The sequence below is a fragment of the Sphingomonas guangdongensis genome (genome assembly GCF_900199185.1).
GTDB lineage: Bacteria > Pseudomonadota > Alphaproteobacteria > Sphingomonadales > Sphingomonadaceae > Sphingomonas > Sphingomonas guangdongensis.
The window spans coordinates 1-17,468 of the sequence record NZ_OBMI01000002.1 but is presented as its reverse complement, the minus strand read 5'-3'; the positions used below and the strand labels follow the sequence as shown (position 1 = coordinate 17,468).

General features: G+C 68.3%; 15 protein-coding genes and 1 pseudogene. 6 read left to right on the top strand and 10 right to left on the bottom strand.

Translation table 11 applies throughout. From position 1 onward, the window contains the following. Positions 1-214 precede the first annotated feature (214 nt). Positions 215-709, top strand: a complete 495-nt coding sequence (locus CRO12_RS07240; protein ID WP_097064220.1) for a nucleoside deaminase — start codon at positions 215-217, stop codon at positions 707-709. 148 nt (positions 710-857) lie between these two features. Here CRO12_RS07240 and CRO12_RS18345 read toward each other — a convergent pair whose 3' ends face one another. The 5 genes and pseudogenes from CRO12_RS18345 to rarD all read right to left on the bottom strand — a co-directional run bounded on the left by CRO12_RS18345 (position 858) and on the right by rarD (position 3,156). Next, complete coding sequence (locus CRO12_RS18345) at positions 858-1,307, bottom strand: ATP-binding response regulator (protein WP_245858431.1); 450 nt, start codon at positions 1,305-1,307, stop codon at positions 858-860. Between the two features lie 313 nt (positions 1,308-1,620). Beyond that, positions 1,621-1,698: pseudogene (locus tag CRO12_RS18340) on the bottom strand (hypothetical protein); the annotation flags it as partial. Continuing rightward, on the bottom strand, positions 1,682-2,005 hold the full coding sequence (locus CRO12_RS18575; RefSeq protein WP_101750162.1) for a PAS domain-containing protein: 324 nt from the start codon (positions 2,003-2,005) through the stop codon (positions 1,682-1,684). The pseudogene CRO12_RS18340 and the gene CRO12_RS18575, both read right to left, overlap by 17 nt. Next, complete coding sequence (locus CRO12_RS07225) at positions 1,930-2,193, bottom strand: MHYT domain-containing protein (RefSeq protein ID WP_097063412.1); 264 nt, start codon at positions 2,191-2,193, stop codon at positions 1,930-1,932. Before CRO12_RS07225 ends, CRO12_RS18575 begins: the two co-directional genes overlap by 76 nt. Positions 2,194-2,259: 66 nt before the next feature. Continuing rightward, positions 2,260-3,156 carry an EamA family transporter RarD gene (rarD, locus tag CRO12_RS07220; protein ID WP_097063411.1) on the bottom strand — a complete coding sequence of 299 codons (897 nt, stop codon included), beginning with the start codon at positions 3,154-3,156 and terminating at the stop codon, positions 2,260-2,262. Between the two features lie 156 nt (positions 3,157-3,312). Here rarD and CRO12_RS07215 point away from each other — a divergent pair, with 156 nt between their 5' ends. Both CRO12_RS07215 and CRO12_RS07210 read left to right on the top strand, forming a co-directional pair. Then, on the top strand, positions 3,313-5,769 hold the full coding sequence (locus CRO12_RS07215) for a zinc-dependent metalloprotease (protein ID WP_245858312.1): 2,457 nt from the start codon (positions 3,313-3,315) through the stop codon (positions 5,767-5,769). A gap of 95 nt (positions 5,770-5,864) precedes the next feature. Continuing rightward, positions 5,865-7,199, top strand: coding sequence for a M28 family metallopeptidase (locus tag CRO12_RS07210; protein WP_097063410.1), 1,335 nt, complete (start codon positions 5,865-5,867; stop codon positions 7,197-7,199). A gap of 50 nt (positions 7,200-7,249) precedes the next feature. On the opposite strand, the gene CRO12_RS07205 is transcribed toward CRO12_RS07210, so the two are convergent. The 5 genes from CRO12_RS07205 to CRO12_RS07185 form a co-directional block, all read right to left on the bottom strand. After that, on the bottom strand, positions 7,250-10,687 hold the full coding sequence (locus CRO12_RS07205; protein WP_179640918.1) for an acyl-[ACP]--phospholipid O-acyltransferase: 3,438 nt from the start codon (positions 10,685-10,687) through the stop codon (positions 7,250-7,252). A 216-nt stretch (positions 10,688-10,903) separates the two neighbouring features. Beyond that, positions 10,904-11,518: a TetR/AcrR family transcriptional regulator gene (locus CRO12_RS07200; RefSeq protein WP_097063409.1), complete on the bottom strand. Its 615-nt coding sequence runs from the start codon at positions 11,516-11,518 to the stop codon at positions 10,904-10,906. A 198-nt stretch (positions 11,519-11,716) separates the two neighbouring features. After that, entirely contained in the window at positions 11,717-12,424 is a 708-nt protein-coding gene (locus tag CRO12_RS07195) for an IS6 family transposase (RefSeq protein WP_097064216.1), read from the bottom strand. 130 nt (positions 12,425-12,554) lie between these two features. Further along, positions 12,555-14,864, bottom strand: a complete 2,310-nt coding sequence (locus CRO12_RS07190) for a putative bifunctional diguanylate cyclase/phosphodiesterase (RefSeq protein WP_245858311.1) — start codon at positions 14,862-14,864, stop codon at positions 12,555-12,557. Then, positions 14,861-15,565, bottom strand: coding sequence for a cupredoxin domain-containing protein (locus CRO12_RS07185; RefSeq protein WP_245858308.1), 705 nt, complete (start codon positions 15,563-15,565; stop codon positions 14,861-14,863). The genes CRO12_RS07190 and CRO12_RS07185 overlap by 4 nt, the downstream gene beginning before the upstream one ends. On the opposite strand from CRO12_RS07185, the gene CRO12_RS07180 reads away from it, so the two are divergent. From CRO12_RS07180 to CRO12_RS07170, 3 genes are all read left to right on the top strand, one after another. Further along, entirely contained in the window at positions 15,543-16,415 is an 873-nt protein-coding gene (locus tag CRO12_RS07180; RefSeq protein ID WP_097064214.1) for a DUF3034 family protein, read from the top strand. The two genes, CRO12_RS07185 and CRO12_RS07180, sit on opposite strands and share 23 nt — an antisense overlap. Position 16,416: 1 nt before the next feature. After that, on the top strand, positions 16,417-16,887 hold the full coding sequence (locus tag CRO12_RS07175; RefSeq protein ID WP_097063407.1) for a group I truncated hemoglobin: 471 nt from the start codon (positions 16,417-16,419) through the stop codon (positions 16,885-16,887). Positions 16,888-17,229: 342 nt separating this feature from the next. Then, positions 17,230-17,468: hypothetical protein (locus CRO12_RS07170; protein WP_144033476.1), on the top strand; the 239-nt coding region annotated here is incomplete at its 3' end.

Genomic DNA, 17,468 nt, shown 5'->3' with positions numbered 1-17,468 from the left:
GGTGGGTTGCCGTCCGCTCGCCACGCCCCCGCAGCATGCTTGATGCCGACCCGGACGCTTGTTGTTGCAGGTGTGATGAGCCGCGACGTTTCAGAACTAAAATCGTATTAGTGGATGGATTGATCGGCTTCAGGAATGTGTCTGGCGAGTACCATGGACATCGACGCATCGAACGGCCGGGTGGAGCGTTGGCGCGGTGATCGGGGAAACGGCCATGCGCGCGGGGAATGACGAACGCTGGATGCGAATGGCGCTCGACGTCGCGCGATCGAAGGGCTCCGATCCGTCCACCTCGCCGCTCGGGTGCGTGATCGTCCTCGATGGCAAGGTCATCGCCGCCGAACGCAACCAGACGCAGGAGCTGCCCGACGCGACTGCTCATGCCGAGATGATGGCAATCCGCCGCGCGTGCGAGAGCACGGGCGAGATGGAGCTGCGTGGGGCCACGCTGTATTCGACGCTGCAGCCTTGCGGGATGTGCACGATGGCGTCGATCTGGGCAAAGGTCGGCCGGGTTGTCTACGGCGCCGGGCGCGACGACGTGCACCGGATGTACTTCGAGGCGCGGCACGTCGACACGCTCGGCTTCATCGCCGACGCTTACCGCGACGACATCGAGATCGAGGGCGGCTGCCTCGCCGGGGAGTGCGCCGCGCTCTACTACCCGCCGGACGCCGACCTGCCACAGGACGAGCAGGCGAACCTGTAAGCCGCGGCGCCCACGCGTGGAGCGCAGGCACGATCGTTGCGGTGAGCTCATTGCACGAGGTCGGCATAGCCCGGAATGATCAGCGTCGGCGTGCGGGAGTGCCGCTCGGCCGGGTGCTGCGCCAGCTCGGTGCCGGTCATTCCGGACATCAGTTGATCGGTGATGACCAGGTCGGGCGCGCCACTCGCCTGAACAGCTGGATCGCCTGCTCGGCCGAAGCCGCGACCGTCACCTGGTAGCCCAGGTCGACCAGCATCTGCCCGGTGCTCGTGCGGACGAGTTCGTCGTCGTCTACCAGCAGCACGCGCCCGCCTGCCGTCACCTTCGCGGCGACGGCCAGCCGCGGCGGCGGAACGGGCCGCACGTGCGCCCCCTGCGGCAGCAGGATGCAGATGCTGGTGCCCTCGCCCGGCGCGCTGTGGATGATCAGGGCGCCGCCGAGCTGCGCCGCGAGGCCGTGCGCCATCGACAGGCCAAGTCCGGTGCCCTTGCCGATCCCCTTGGTCGAGAAAAACGGCTCGATCGCGCGGCGCGTCTGCGCATCCATCCCGACGCCGGTGTCGCTGACGCACAGCCGGACGAAACGACCGGCCGGCAGCCCCTCCGCTTCGGGTGCGGCGGCGTCGACCGTGTCGAGCGTGATCGTCAGCCGTCCACCCCGGCATCGCGTCGCGCGCGTTCACGCTAAGGTTGAGCAGCGCCATCTCGAGCTGGTTCGCGTCGGCGATGGCCGGGGCGAGGCCCGCCTCGGCCGTGATCGACAGGCGGATCGACGGACCGATGGTGCTGTTGATCGGGTCGGCCATGCCGTTCACCAGTTCGACGACGTCGACCGCCACCGGTTGCAGCGGCTGGCGGCTGGCGAACGACAGCAGCCGCTGGACAAGCGTGCGGGCGCGCTCGGCGGATTGCAGCGCACCGTCGATCAGGCGGCGATCCCGATCGTCACCGATCCACTTCTGGTGCAGGCGATCAAGCGCCCCGAGGATGGGGGTGAGAAGATTGTTGAAGTCGTGCGCGACCCCGCCGGTCAGCTAGCCCTCCTCCCGTTACCTGGCGGGTGCCGTTGCGGCTCGTTCCGATGATCTTGGCGACCCGCCCGTCGTCGCCCAGCAGCGGAACCAGCGTGGTGTCCCAGTATTTGGGTTCGTCTCCAAGCTGAAAGGTTTCGCGGTACTCGTGGATCTCACCCGTCCGGGTGACCCGGTCGTAGCTGGCGATCACGCGCTCGGCGACGTCCGGGGGCAGGAAGGACTCGGCACGCCGGCCACGGATCGCTTCCAGCGCGAACCCCATGCCGCGCTCGTGCGCCGCGTTGATCTGCTCCACCCGGCGAGCGCGGCCGCGGCAAGCCAGATCCGCCGCGCCCCGCCTCGGCTGACCCGCAGGCGACCGGCGAGGCTCAGCGCCGCGAAGGAAGCGAACATCGCAACGACGACCGACAAGAGGACGAGATCGCTGTCGTGCGTGCCGGGCATGATCATCGTCCGCCACGGTCCCTACAACTGCTGCGGATCAAGGGAGCCGGGCGTTCCGGACCCCGGATCGGTTTACCCGTCGCGCTGCGCCGACGCCCGCTGCGCGACGATGCTGTCCCAGGCGAAGAGCGCGCACCCGCCCCAGATCAGCGCGAACACCGCGAGCTGGAGATGGCTCACGGGCTCTCCGAACAGCAGCACCGCCTGGAGGAACTGCAGGGTTGGCGCGATATACTGGAGCAGGCCTAGCGTCGAATAGGGCAGCTGGCGGGCGGCGGCGGCGAACATCAGCAGCGGCGCCGCCGTCACCGCGCCCGCGACGACCAGCAGCGCATCCAGCCGGAGGTCGGGCCCGAACACGCCTTTCCCTCCCGCGTGCGCGTACGCCAGCAGCGCGACGCACGCGGGGGCGAGCAGCAGCGTCTCCATCGTCAGCCCGCCCAGCGCATCGATCGCGGCGACCTTCCTGATCAGGCCGTAGAAGCCGAAGCTGATCGCGAGCGTGACCGAAATCCACAGCATGCCGCCACCGGACGCCATCACCACCACGCCCAGCGCCGCGATGGCGACCGCCGCCTTCTGCAGGCGCCTGAGCCGCTCGCCGAGCAGCAGCAGCCCGAGCGCCACGTTCACCAGCGGGTTGATGAAATAGCCGAGGCTCGCCTCCAGCACATGGTGGTTCTGGACCGCCCAGATGTAGACCAGCCAGTTGAACGCGATCAGCGCCGCACTGCCGGTCAGCAGCAGCAGCGTGCGGCCGCGCGCCGCCGTCCGCAGCGCCGGCCCGACCCGGAGAAAGGCGACGATCACCGCCAGCAGCAGCAGCGACCAGAGCACCCGGTGCGCGAGGATCTGGAGCGGCGGCACGCTGTTCAGCAGCCGCAGGTAGAGCGGCAGTACCCCCCAGAGGACGTAGGCGCCGACTGCGAGGAGCAGACCGGCGCGGCGCGGCGACGTGCTCGGCTGCATGGCGGCTGCCCCTGACAGCGTAGCGCGAAAGTGCAAGTGCGAAGGGGACCGCTACCGCTTGCCGGCGCAGCACCATCTGGTGTGCGGCGTGAGCACCGTCCGCCCGGGCTTGCGGGGCGGTGGCCGATCCGGCACCACCGTGTCCCGGGGGGTACCATGATCCTGAAAACCATCGCTGCCGGCGTCCTGATGACGATCGCGCTTCCCGTCGCGGCCGAGCGCCGGGACAGCAGCGCAACCGTGCGGCGCGGCGTGGTGGAGGGAACGGAGCGGCTCGACGGACTACTGCCGGTCCATGTCGACCGGTGGGGGGGCCGCATCTTGCTGTCGCTGCCCGCCCCGGCGAGCGACGGCGTCGCGGTGCGGCTGCTCTACACCACCGCGCTTCGGACCGGGCTCGGCTCGGCGCCGATCGGCCTCGACCGTGCGCAACCCGGGCCCGCGCAGGTCCTGGTCATCCGGCGGCTCGGCAAGAAGGTCGCGTTCGAGCTGGAGAACCCGCGCTTCCGTGCGACCGGTGCGTCCGCGTCCGAACAGGCCGCGGCTGCGAACGCCTTTGCCACCAGCACGCTCTGGCTCGGCGACGCGGTCGATGGCGCGGACGGCGCGCTGCTGGTCGACATCGCCCCGTTCCTCGCCCGCGATACCAAGGGGATAACGGCGCAGCTGAACACGAGCGGGGAGAAGGGCTGGAAGCTCATCGACGCGCTGAGCGCCGCCGACCCGAACAGCGTGCGCGCCTTCCCGCTGAACCTGGAGTTCGAGGCGCGGCAGACCTACGCGAGCGAGACCCCCGGTCCGGAGGTGCGCAACATCGCGCCCGATCCCCGGCAAGTGACGCTGGTCGTGCGGCACAGCTTCATTGCCCTGCCGGAGGCCGGATACGTTCCCCGCGCGTTCGATCCGCGCGGCGGCAGCTTCGCCACCCAAATCCTTGATTTCGGTGCGCCGCTCGGCGGGCAGATCGTCCAGAACCTCGCGAACCGGTTCCGGCTGGAAAAGCTCGATCCCACCGCGGCGCGCTCCGGCGTCCGCAAGCCGATCGTCTTCTACATCGACGACGCCGCGCCCGAGCCGATCCGCACCGCGCTGCTGGAGGGCGCGTCGTGGTGGAAGGCGGCATTCGAGGCGGCGGGCTTCATCGACGCCTACCGCGTCGAGATCCTGCCCAAAGGCGTGGACCCGCTCGACATCCGCTACAACGTCGTCAACTGGGTCAACCGCGCGACCCGCGGCTGGTCTTACGGTTACGCGGTCGCCGATCCGCGCTCGGGTGAGATCCTGAAAGGCGCGGTGTTGCTGGGGTCGCTCCGGGTCCGGCAGGACATGCTGATCTACGAGGGGCTGGTCGGGGCGGCGAGGACGGGCGCGGGCGGCCCCAATGATCCGGCGCAGGTGGCGCTTGCCCGCATCCGCCAGCTCGCCGCGCACGAGGTCGGCCACGCGCTCGGGCTCCTCCACAACTTCGCGGGAAGCTCGCAGGGTCGCGCCTCCGTCATGGATTACCCCGCCCCCCGCATCGGCCTGGTGGACGGTGCGCCCGACCTGTCGGATGCCTACGGAGTTAGGCTGGGTGCGTGGGACACGCACGCGATCGACTGGCTATACGCCGATCCAGCCGGTGGCGACCCGGACGCCGCGGCACGGGCAAAGGCCGTGGCGGCCGATCGGCGGGGCTACCGCTTCGTCGCCGACGAGAACGCCCGCAGCGCGTCCGCCTCGCAGCCGTGGGGCAGCCTGTGGGACGATGGCGCCGATCCCGCAGCCGAGCTCGGTCGCATGATGACGGTGCGCGCCGCCGCGGTCGCGCGGTTCGGTCCGGCGGCTCTGGGGCGGGACGAGCCGGTTGCGGCGCTGCGTCGCAAGTTCGTGCCGATCTGGCTGCTCCACCGCTACCAGGTGGAGGCGGCCGCCAAGCTGATCGGCGGCGTCTACTCGACCTACGCGGTTGGGGGCAGCGGCGGCGCGGCGATGGTGTCGGTCGACGGGGCGACGCAGCGCCGCGCACTCGATGCGCTGCTCGCGACGCTTGCGCCGGCCGCGCTCGACGTCCCGGCGGGCCTCATCCCGCAGCTGTCCGCCGGCTGGTCGGGCGAGAGCGACCGTCAGACCGACATCGAGGTGATGCGTACCGCCGGCAGCGCCGTGTTCGATCCGCTGGTGGCGGCCGCCGTCGCCGCCGAGGTCTCCTTGCGCGCGCTGCTCGCCCCCGAGCGCCTTGCGCGGCTGGCCGACCAGCGCCGCCGCGACCCCGCCGTGCCGGATGCCGCGACCATCGCCACCCGGCTGCTGGCGATCGCCGACGCACCGGCGACCAGTGTCGCGCTGGCGGCTGTCCGCCGCAGCGTCGGCACGCGGATCATCATGAACCTGGCTAGCGCGGCCGCCGACCCGGCGAGCGGCGCCGACTCCGCCAGCCGCATCGATCAAGCGCTTGCCGATTGGGCAGCACGGCAGCAGGCGCGATCCTTCGCGAGCGGCGACGACCGGGCGTGGGCGCTATCAACCGCGCGACTGCTGCGCGACCGCGAGGCGCTGGCGGCCGCCCTCGCCGACAAGGATGCCGAGGTGACCGTGCCCCCGGGCATGCCGATCGGTTCGGATGATGGCTGAGCGGGCGCTGCCGCAGCAGGTTTGACATGGCGCGACCAGCGCGCGCATGCCCGCCCGGCGCCAATTGTTGCGCACTGACCTGTCGACGAGGCGCGATGCAAACTGTTCTTCTTGCCGGCGCGGCTCTCCTCGCCGCTCCCGCTGCGGCGCAGACCGCGCCCGATCCGGCCCGCCTCAAGGCCGACGTCGAGTCGCTGGTCAGCTTCGGCACGCGCCACACCCTGTCCAGCTCGACCGATCCCCGCCGCGGCATCGGTGCGGCGAGGCGCTGGTTCGGCGCCGAGCTGAAGCGCATCGCGCGCGGCTGCGGCGGGTGCATCGCGGTGTCGGAGATCGAGCGATCCTTCACCAACGACCGCGCGCCGAACGGCGTCAACATCGTCGACGTGCTGGGTATCCAGCGCGGGCGTGATCCCAACCGCGTCGTCATTGTGCAGGGACACATCGACAGCCGGGTCAGCGATGTCATGAACGCGACCAGCGACGCGCCCGGCGCCAACGACGATGCGTCGGGGGTCGCGCTGGTGCTGGAGGCCGCACGGTTGCTGTCCCGGCGCACGTTCGACGCGACGATCGTCTACGCCGCGCTGTCGGGCGAGGAGCAGGAGCTGCTGGGCGCCACCCTGCTGGCCGAGACCGCGCGGGCACGCGGCTGGATCGTCACGGCGGTGCTCAACAACGACATCGTCGGCAACACGGTTGGGCAGGACGGGACGCGCGTCGCCGACCGGGTCCGCGTCTTCTCGGAAGGACTGAGGATAAGCGAGGACCCGGCCGCACAGCTGCTGCGGCGCGGCAACGGCGGCGAGGACGACGGCCCCAGCCGCGCGCTGGCCAAGGCGATCGACAGGGTGGCGGACGGAATCCCGGGCGGGCTGGACGTCTTCGTCAATCGCCGTCCCGATCGGTTCGGACGTGGCGGCGACCATGAACCGTTTCTGCGGCTCGGCTACCCGGCAGTGCGGTTCTCCGTCGGGATCGAGAACTACGACCAGCAGCACCAGGACCTGCGCCGCGAGGGGACGCGCGACTATGGCGACACGGTCGACAAGATGGACTTCCCGTACCTCGCGCGTGTGACGGCGATCAATGCGGCGACGATCGCACGGCTGGCGACCGCGCCCGCTGCGCCGCTCGACGTGACGCTGCGCGGTGCGCTCGGCAGCGACACGATCGTGTCCTGGACGGCGGTGCCCGGTGCCGCCGGTTACCGCGTGCACTGGCGCCGCAACGACGCCCAGGACTGGACCGACCACAGCGACCTGCCCGCCTCCGCGACGGGAACGACGCTCACCGGCGTGATCGTCGACGACACCTTTGTCGGCGTCTCGTCGCTCGCGGCGGGCGGGGAAGAGAGCCTGGCGACGTTCGGCGGCCGCGCGACGCGCGCCGCGGTACCGCCGACGGGAACGCCCGCTCCGGCGCGGTAGCCGAGCGCGGCGCCGCCGGGTCGGGCGGCGCTCACGGCATTACCGCATCTCTAGGCAGCCTCTTCCACGTCGGCTTCGGCCGCTCCGCCGCGCGACTCCGTCGCGGCGCGATCCGTCAGTGTGACGTAGTCGAGCTTGCCCGTGCCGAGGACCGGCAGCGCATCGACGATGCGGACGTCCTTCGGCACCGCGAGCTCGGCCACGCCGTGCGCGCGCGCCCAGGTCTGCAATGCGGCGGCGGTCGCGTCGGGCTGGGTGGTGAACAGCACCAGCTGCTCGCCCTTGCGTGGATCGGGCCGGGTCACGACCGCGTGCTCGGACGCCGGCCACAGCTTGGCGGCATAGCCCTCCACCGCCGGCAGCGAGACCATCTCGCCGCCGATCTTGGCGAAGCGCTTGGCCCGGCCGCGAATGGTGACGAAGCCCGCATCGTCGATCGTGACGATGTCGCCGCTGTCGTGCCAGCCCCCCTCCGGCGGCTGCAGCACGCCCGGCGCATCGGCCTTCAGGTAGCCGGCCATAATGTTGGGCCCGCGGATCGACAGTCGTCCGCCCTCGGCGATGCCGGGGACCGGCGCCACCTTCGCCTCGACGCCGGGCAGCAGCCGTCCGACGCTGCCCGCCTGGAAATGCATCGGCGTGTTGACCGCGATCACCGGCGCCGCCTCGGTCGCGCCATAGCCCTCCAGGATGCGCAACCCGAACTTCTCGGCATAGGTGCGGCGGGTCTCGTCGCGCACCCGCTCGGCCCCAGCGAAGATGTAGCGCAGCGAGTAGAAGTCGTAACCGTGCGCCATCCGGGCATAGCCCGACAGGAAGGTGTCGGTGCCGAACAGGATGGTCGCGTTCGCGTCATAGGCGAGCGCGGGTACGATGCGATAGTGGAGCGGGCTCGGGTACAGCAGCGTCCGCACCCCCGACAGGATCGGCAGCAGCGTGCCGCCGGTCAGGCCGAAGCTGTGGAACACCGGCAGCGCGTTCAGCACCACGTCGGCCGCGTTGAAGTCGATCCGCGCCGAGAGCTGGAGGCAGTTGGACAGGAGATTGCGGTGGGTCAGCACCACCCCCTTCGGCAGCCCTTCGGATCCGCTGGTGAACAGGATCACGGCCGGCGCGTCGGGTGACAGCCGGTGACGGCGGTGGAGCCGCCCTGCCCAGCGCGCCGCGATCGCCGCGCGCAGCTTGGCGAGCGTGCCGATGGCGGCGCCGATATCCTCCAGATAGGCGATGCGCAGGCCCGCGGCCTCGAGCCCGGCGAGCACCTCGCTAAGCTTCGCCTGTGCGACGAACGCGCGGGCGGTGACGATCGTGCGCACCTCCGCCGCGGTGCAGGCCGACTGCAGGTTGGCGAGGCCGGCGGTGTAGTTGAGCATCGCCGGAACGCGGCCGATGCCCTGCAGCGCAAAGAAGCTCGCCACCACCGCATTGGTGTTGGGCAGCAGCAGCCCGACTGCCTCGCCCGGTCCGGTGAGCGCCGCGAGCGGGCGGCCGAGCGCGACCGTGCCGGTCAGCAGCCGCGCATAGCTCATCGGCTCCCGCTTCACGTCCTCCACGATCGGCTGCTTGGCGCCGTTGATGTCCTTGGCGTCGATCAGCGCCTGGTAGAGCGTGCGATCGGCGTCGGACGTGGCGAAGATCATCTCGCTCATCACGTCGTACAGCTTTGCACCGGCCGCGGCGCGGCGCTGCCGCGCGGTGTCGCCTGTCACCGCGAACCGGCGCGGCGGCAGGATGGCGAGGCTGATCTTGGGGAAGGCGCGCAGCCGCACCTTGCCCTTCATGCGGGAAAAGCGGGTGTACTGCGCGCCCGCGATCCGCACCGGCACGATCGGCGCTTCCGCCTTGTCGGCGACCATGCCGGGCCCGTCGAACACCTTCATCAGTGCGCCCGTGACGGTGATGCGCCCTTCGGGAAAGATCACCAGCGTGCGGCCTTCACGCACGGCCTTCACCATCGCCTTGGCCGCCATCGGGTTGGTCGGATCGACCGGGAAGGCGTCGAACAGACTGAGGAACGGCCTGATCCACCAGGCCTGGGCAATCCGGGTCGCGACCGCAAAGGTCGGCTTGCCCGGCAGGAACGCGGCGAGCAGCAGCCCGTCGAGGAACGAGACGTGGTTGACCACCACCACCGCGCGCGTCCCGGGCTGCGGCATGTTCTCCGCCCCGTGCACGTCGACGCGGTACAGCAGGACCAGCACGCCGCGGATCAGCGCCTTGAACACGGTTTCCGGCAGTAACCAGCATGAGATCAGCGCCACCGCCAGCGTCGCGAAGCCCATGGCGCCGATCACGCCGGGAACGCTGGTGCCGAGCGCGAGCAGCGCGGTGACCACCGCCACCATCAGGACCGTCACGAACGCGTTGACGATGTTGTTTGCCGCGATGACGCGCGAGCGCTCGGCCGCCGCGGTGCGCACCTGCAGGATGGCGTAGAGCGGCACAATGAAGATGCCGCCCGCGAGCGCGAGGCCGGCGAGCGCGAACAGGATGTGCCAGCTGCCCGGGCTGGCGAGGAACGCGGCGACATCGGCGCCGGGCGTGGACACGGTGAAGCTGCGGGTCGCGATCCACAGGTCGATCATGAACGCGGCCATGCCGAGCGCTGCTGCGGGCACGTAGCGGGCGGAGACCTCTCCGCCGAGCAGCTTGTTCACCACCATCGATCCGACCGCGACCGCGACCGAGAAGACCAGCAGGAACAGGGTGACCACCCCTGCCCCGGCGTTCAGCGTGCCGCTGACCAGCGGCGCGAACTCCGACAGGAGGATCGCTCCAAGAGAGAAGAACCAGCTGATCCCGAGGATTGCGAGCCACACGCCCCGACCCGACCGCGCGACCGACAGGATTTCCCACGTGCCCTTGATGATGTTGCGATCGAGGCGGAGGCCGGGCGCCGCGGCCGGCGCGCTCGGCACCGCCAGGCTCACGAGGAAACCGAGCACGGCGATGCCGGTTGCGACCAGGCCCGCCTCCCACGCCGGAATGACGCCCCCCAGCAGCTGGCCGCCGAGGATCGCGAGGAACGTGCCCGCCTCGATCAGGCCGGTGCCGCCCATTAGCTCGCGTTCGCCGAGGTGCTGCGGCAGGATCGAGTATTTGACCGGTCCGAAGATCGTCGAGTGGACGCCCATCAGGAACAGGCAGCCGAGCAGCACGGGAATCGACTGGAACCAGAAACCGGCGAGCGCGAGCGCCATGATCGCGATCTCCGCCGCCTTCACCGCGCGGATCAGCCGCGCCTTGTCCCACTTGTCGGCGAGGTGGCCGGCGAGCGCCGACAGGAGGAAATAGGGCAGGATGAAGATGCCGGTCGAGACCGTCGCGAGCATGCCCGCCTTCGCCGGCGCCGCCGCGTAGATCGTGAAGTTGGCCAGGAACAGCAGCGCGTATTTCAGCAGGTTGTCGTTGAACGCGCCCAGGAACTGCACAACGAACAACGGCGCGAACCGGCGCTTCCCGAGCAGCGACAGGTCAGGTGCGGACATGGCTTGATGCTCCCCTTGAAGGCGAACGTAGCAGGCAAAAGCTAACGGACTGCGGACGTGAGCCCCGTCGTCGCCTCGCACCATACACCATATTGAACACCGCTCAATAAGAAATTGAGCATCGTTCATTATTGATGGTTGATAGATCCCGATGAAGTGAGCCGATCAATCCGGCGGCGCGCGGGAGCCAACGTCCGCTCTGCTGCGCAAGCTCGGCTACCTGGCGGTCTTGGCGACAGTCTCCGCGGCTCGCGCCAGCGTCTCGCGGACGCGGGCGAGCGCGTCCCCTTGAGCGTCGTCGCTCCCCATCAGCGCGTAGGAGCCCGACAGCTCAAAGGCACAATGGCCATGCACGACCGCGACGAGCGAGCGCGTGATCGCCGGCGCATCGTCGGCCCGCTCCGCCGCGATCGCGGCCGCCACTTCCCGCGCGACGATACCGGTCAGCCGGCCGCGCGTCGCGGCCTGCTCCTCGTCGATGGCGGTGCCCGGTGCGACATGATGTTCGTAGATCGCGTGCCACAGTCGGTGGTGCGCCCGGGCGAACCGGAAATAGCCATCGACCAGCGTCGCGATGCGATCGGTGCCCCCGCGCGCGAGCGCGGTCTCCAGCGCATCCGCCCACATCGCGAACGTCCGCGTGTTCACCGCCACCAGCAATCGATCGAGCGTGCCGTACACGTTGTAGAGGGTGCCGACCGAGTAGCCGATCCGCTTGGCCACTTCCCGCGCCGAGAAGCGCGCGAAGCCGACCTCCTCCATGTGCTTGTGCGCCTGCTCCAGGATCAGCGCCTGCAGTTCGCTTCGGCTATGGTCGGATCGGCGTGCCATCCAAGCGTCATAACGCGGAATGCAACGTGTGTAGTGTCGATCTACACGCTCCACGCCTTCACAGGTAAGCAAGTGTCGCAATTTAAGCCGGAGCCGAGCAGACCATCCACAAGCGCTGTTGCTTGGTGCTTGGCGGGGCTGTCAGTTTAACGCGAACCGCTCTCTCGACGATGCACTTCCGGCTTTGTGCGCAGCAGCCTAGCTCGCGAGGATCTGCCACTCGGCAAGCGCAGCCGAGCGTCGCTCCTTGTAGGTCTGCCGGTCGGTAAGGTGGCGTTCGAGGCTGAAGTGATTGTGGATGTTGGCGTGGACGGAGGCGAACTTCTGTAAGCTCTTCATCTGCCTGAACCGGAGCATCGCCCGCTCTCGTCGTCGGAACGGCAGGTGTGAGTTCTCGACCCGGTTGTTGGCCCAGCGGCCCACCTCCTGGCGGTCACGGCAGCCTAGCTCGTCCAGGGCGGCACCGTAGCTGCGCAGGCCATCGGTGGTGATCGCTTGCGGAGAGCCGTGGCGCTTGAGCGCCTTCTTCATGAAGGTGAGCGCCGCCTTCTTGTCGCGCGTCTTCGTGACGAAGCTCTCGAGCACCTCGCCCTCGTGATCGACGGCACGCCACAAGTAGACCATCTCGCCGTTCAGCTTGACGTACATCTCGTCCAGGTGCCAGCGCCAGTGCCGGAACCCGCGCATGCGGCTCACCCGTGCCCGCCGGATGTCGCCGGCGAACATCGGACCGAACCTGTTCCACCATAGCCTGACCGTCTCATGGCAGATGTCGATCCCGCGCTCGAACAGCAGGTCCTCCACGTTCCGCGGGCTGAGCACGTACATCAGCACCACCAGCCGGATTACTTCCGGTGACGAGTTGAAGTAGCGGAACGGACTGGCTGGCTTGCGGAAGCTGGGCATGCTCCACCGGTACCCGCGCCCGATTACCAGCCCGTGCATTTGCTTGGACAGAGCCGTTACGGCTTTAGTTGCGTCCAAGTATTTACCGCGGAGCTCGCACGTGACTGGTCGCTCTTTGAATCAATGGAGACTATGCCGCGCAGGCTTTGGTGTTTTCGCTCAGCATTCGGGTGACCGCTGCGATGTCCAGAGGCCTACTGAAAAGATAGCCTTGCAATGTGCTGCACCCTTGCGCCTGAAGCTTGGCGTGCTGGCTGCGATCCTCAACACCCTCAGCAGTCGTTTCCATGCTGAGCGCGGTGGCGAGATCTACGATCGCCTTGACGATGGCGGCGGCGGTGCTGTCTTCCGCGATGTTGGTCACGAACGAGCGGTCGATCTTGATCTTGTCGAACGGAAACGACCGGAGGTAGCTCAGCGAGGAGTAGCCGGTGCCGAAATCATCCAAGGCGACACGCACGCCCATCCGCCGCAACAGATGGAGGATCTGAAGAACGCCCGTCTCCCCGTCCAGGAACACCGATTCGGTGATCTCGATTTCCAGCCGATCTGGTGACAGCCCGGATCGCGCGAGCGCCTGCAGGACGACGTCGCTGAACCCCGCCGAGCGGAACTGCAGCGGTGAGACATTCACCGCGACACGGATGTTTTCCGGCCAGCCGGCGGCGATCCGGCACGCTTCGTGGAGCACCCATTCGCCCAGCTGAACGATCAGGCCGGTTTCCTCCGCCACCGGGATGAACTCCACCGGCGGGATGAACCCGCGCTCCGGGTGAGGCCAGCGCAGCAGCGCCTCAAAGCCCCTGATGGACCCGCCGTCGCTGGCGACGATCGGCTGAAAGTTGAGTTGGAGCTGTCCGGTACGGATCGCTACGCGCAGGTCGGTCTCGATTTGCCGGCGCCGGCGCGCTGCCTCGTCGAGCGACGGCTCGAAGAAGCGGAAGCCACCCCGACCGTCCTGCTTGGCGCGGTAGAGCGCTAGGTCGGCGTTCTTCAGCAGCACCGACGCGTCTGTGCCGTCGGCGGGATACATGGCGATGCCGATGCTGCTGCCGGTGGCGATGGTGTGGCCTGCCACGTCCAGCGGATCGGCGAAGGCGTCGATGATCGCCTGCGCCAGGCGTCGCGACCGGTCCAGATCATCGCTCCCAAGCACCACGATGGCGAACTCGTCGCCGCCCAGGCGCGCGATCATACATCCGTCCGCGACATGAAGGAGCTTCTCGGACACCGCGCGCAACAGGTCGTCGCCGACCGGATGGCCTAACGTGTCGTTGATGCTCTTGAAGCCATCCAGGTCGAGGCACAGGACGCCGACCTGCTCCCCCAGCCGATTGGCGCGCGCAACCGCCTGCTCGAGCGACTCTTGAAAAAAGACGCGGTTCGGCAGATCGGTGAGACCGTCGTGAAAGGCGAGATGGGTGATCCGCTGCTCGCGCTCCTTGATGCCGCGCGACATACTGTTGAACGACCGAGCGAGCCGTCCGACCTCGTCGTCGCTCTCGACATCGACCTCCGCGCGCTCACCTTCCTCCAGCCGCCGCGCCGCTGCGTCGAGGGCGGCGATCGGGCGCGCGATGCCGCGGGCGAGCCGGCCGGTGCCGATCACGATCAGTACAAGCCACAGCAGGCCGGCCGCGACCAAACCGAGCTGGATCGATCGATATGGCGCCATGGCGCGGACCATCGGATAGCTGAGCAACAGGGCGGCCTGCGCCTGGCCGGCTGGCGCGGCGAGCGGGCGAACGATCGCGAAGCTGCGTCCGGCGGGCGTGTCGACATGGACCACTGATCGACCCATATCGGCGGCCAACTCGACGCCGCCTCCGCGCCATGCTCCGGACGGCAACCGGGTCAGCATGGTGGCATTCAGCGGAATCGCGGAGAGCTTCTCAAGACCTCGCATCTCCGCCGTGTTCAGCGGAACGACAAACGCAATCCGTCCAATTTCCAGTGGGGCCAAGACGGGAGCGGTGACGATCCGGAACACGGACGCACCCGACGTAACGACAGCATCTCGCCGATCACCGGCGATCTGGCCGACGAAGCGACCGATGGTCGGGCCGAGCGCGCCGGCATCCCCGATGACCTCGCCCTCATTCGTGACCAGAACCGCAAACGGCACGTCGGCGCGTCCGCGGAGGCTGTCGAGCGCCGACACGATCGTGTCGGTGTCGCTGCTCGCGACCGCGCTGCGAAAGCCGAAGTCGCGCGCGACCACGTCCGCCGCACCCACCAGCGAGCGCTCGCGCTCCTGCCACAGCCGATCGTGGACGGAGGCACTGGTCGCAAGCTCGTCGGTCGCCGAGCTGCGGGCGCTCCGTTCGATCATGACCTGCGCCAGCACGGACAACGCGATCAGCCCGACCGTGAACAGCCCAGCGTAGAGAACGGTCAGCCGCGTCCGCAGCGTGCGAAACGCGGGAGCGGCCCGGATCACCGGCGCAGCTGCAGGGTCGTGCTGAGGCCGGTACCCGTGACGGTCGCGGGCTGCTGCAGCGTGTTGCCGGCGGCTCGAATCGACGGGTGCCAGACAGACACGCGACCGACGCCCGCCGCGACGTTCAGCCGAACGCGTCCGTTGACATCCGTCTGTGCGGTGTACGGGCTGGCAGTCACGTATACGACGCCGTTCATGCCGTCATGGATGTTGCATCCCAGCGCCACGGCGCCCGGCTTGTCGAAGGTTATGCTTCGGCTTTCGTCCCGTCCGAACAGCTTCAACTCAAACTTCTTCGCCTTGGAAAAGGAGTAGACGTGGTGCCGCACCTTGTCGAAGTTTGGGAAGCTGACCGTGGCGCCGACCGGCACGATCAGCACCTGTGGGTTGAATTGGATGTCGCGTTGCGCGACGGAATAGGGGCCGCGCGGCACCGGTGCCGGCGCACCGGGCATTGCCAGCGTCACCACGGCGCCCGCAAGCGGGCGGCCGTCGACCCCGATCACCTGTACCGTGACGGGCGCGGCAGCTGCCGGGATGGCGGCAGAAGCAACGGTGGCTGCGACCGCGACGAGCGTGGGCAAGAGGCGCATCGCATCCGGATAGCGTCCAGTGGTTTCGACAGAGTGAATGCCGGCGTTAACTCGGTTTTGGCGGACGCTGATCCAAGATGACGGCATGGTCCGCTTCGCCGTCGCCACTGCCCTGACGCTGCTTATCGCAGCCCAACCCGCGTCGGCCGGCGATCGTCGGGCCGGCGGCAAGCTCCTGCTCACCAACGGGGTCACGAGCGTGGAGGGCGCGGCCGGTGGCGGCCTGGCCAGTTGGGCGGTGATCGCGGGCAACGAGACCCGCGACGGCATCGGTGGCAAGGTGAATGCCACCATCGTGACGCTGCCCGACTTCGACCTAGAGAGCTTCGGCGGAGCCATCGGCGTCAACGACCGGCTGGAGCTGTCCTACACTCACCAGAGCTTCGACACCCGCGCTGCGGGCGTCGCGCTGAGGCTTGGGCGCGGCTTTACGTTCAAGCAGGAGATCTACGGAGCCAAGCTGCGGCTGTTCGGCGACGCGGTTTGGGATCAGGACAGCTGGCTGCCGCAGGTCGCCATCGGCGCGCAGCACAAGCGCGCGACCCGCGGCGCGGTGATCCGCGCTGTCGGGGGTAAGGGCGACCGCGGAACCGATTTCTACGTCGCCGCCACTAAGGTGGTGCTTTCGCGCAGCGTGGTGGTGAACGGCACCGTTCGCTTCACCAAGGCCAACCAGTTCGGCTTGCTGGGCTTCGGCGGCGATCGCTACGATCGACGTCGTCCGCAATTCGAAGGATCGGCGGCGATCATGCTGTCGCCGCGCTTCGTGCTCGGAGTCGAGGGCCGGACCAAGCCGAACAACCTCGGCTTCGCGCGCGAGCAGAAGGCGGTGGATGGTTTCGCCGCTTGGGCCGTGACCCGCAACCTTTCTCTAACGGCCGCCTACGTCGACCTTGGCGACATTGCCACCGTGCGCCGCCAGCGCGGCGCCTTCCTCTCCGCTCAAGGATCCTTCTGACATGTTGATTGTCGCGGCCCTCCTCCTACAGGCCACCGTCATCCTTCCGCCCGGCGAGGAGCCGGTGGAGCCGTACACGCAATCGGACGTCAACGCCGGCGCCAAGCCCTTTCGCGACGATACGCTGTGGAAGGCGTTTCACGAAAGCGCTGGCGTATCGCGGATCGTCGACGATCTGGTCACCCGTAACCAGAACGATCCTCGCATCAGCGACATTTTCCGCAACCAAGACACGGTTCGGCTGCGTCGCACGCTGAAGGAACAGTTCTGCTACATCCTGGGCGGGGGATGCACCTACACAGGGCGAGACATGAAAACCGCGCACAAGAACATGGGCGTCCAGCGTGCCGACATGGCCGCGCTGGTCGAGAACCTGCAAGCGGCCATGCGTGCCGAAAGGATTCCTTTCGGCGCACAGAACCGCCTCTTGGCAAAATTGGCGCCGATGCACCGTGATGTCGTGCAGCGCTGACAGCTGCCTCACCAAATGTTCGCGAGCCGGCGAGCCTCCTCCTAACAAAGCGATTAGTTGAACACTGCGCCGGATCAAACAAAAACTTCAACTCGCACGCGCGCCGTCGAGTCGATCGTTTATTGGCTGACTGTCTCTTCTCCATTGAAATCAAATTGGCGGATTGAGCGTACGCAGGCTCAACAATTCGATGGATTAGCGGTGTGGTTGATCGGCCATCGGCGATATTGAACGAGCGACCGGTTCCGGGCGGAACCTAATCGTCTCTGAGCGGCCGTTTCTGGGTCCTTAGCGACGCCATACTAGGCGCTGGCGCGGCACAATGACCGACGATAGATCGCCATGATGAAGAAGTCCTCTCATCGCGTTCGACTTCGCGCATTCCAGGCGATGCGCGGCGCGACGCCAGACCCCGGCTTCGTCGCTGACCTCGAGTATCTCGAAAACCGCGACCTGGACTTGTCGGTGCGACTGGGGGCGATGCTCGCGTTCAACGCCCTGATGATCACGATCGGCACGCATCCGATCTCCGCCTCGCCCGGCGCGCCACTCAGCTTGGATGCAGGTGCGCAGCCCGTGTT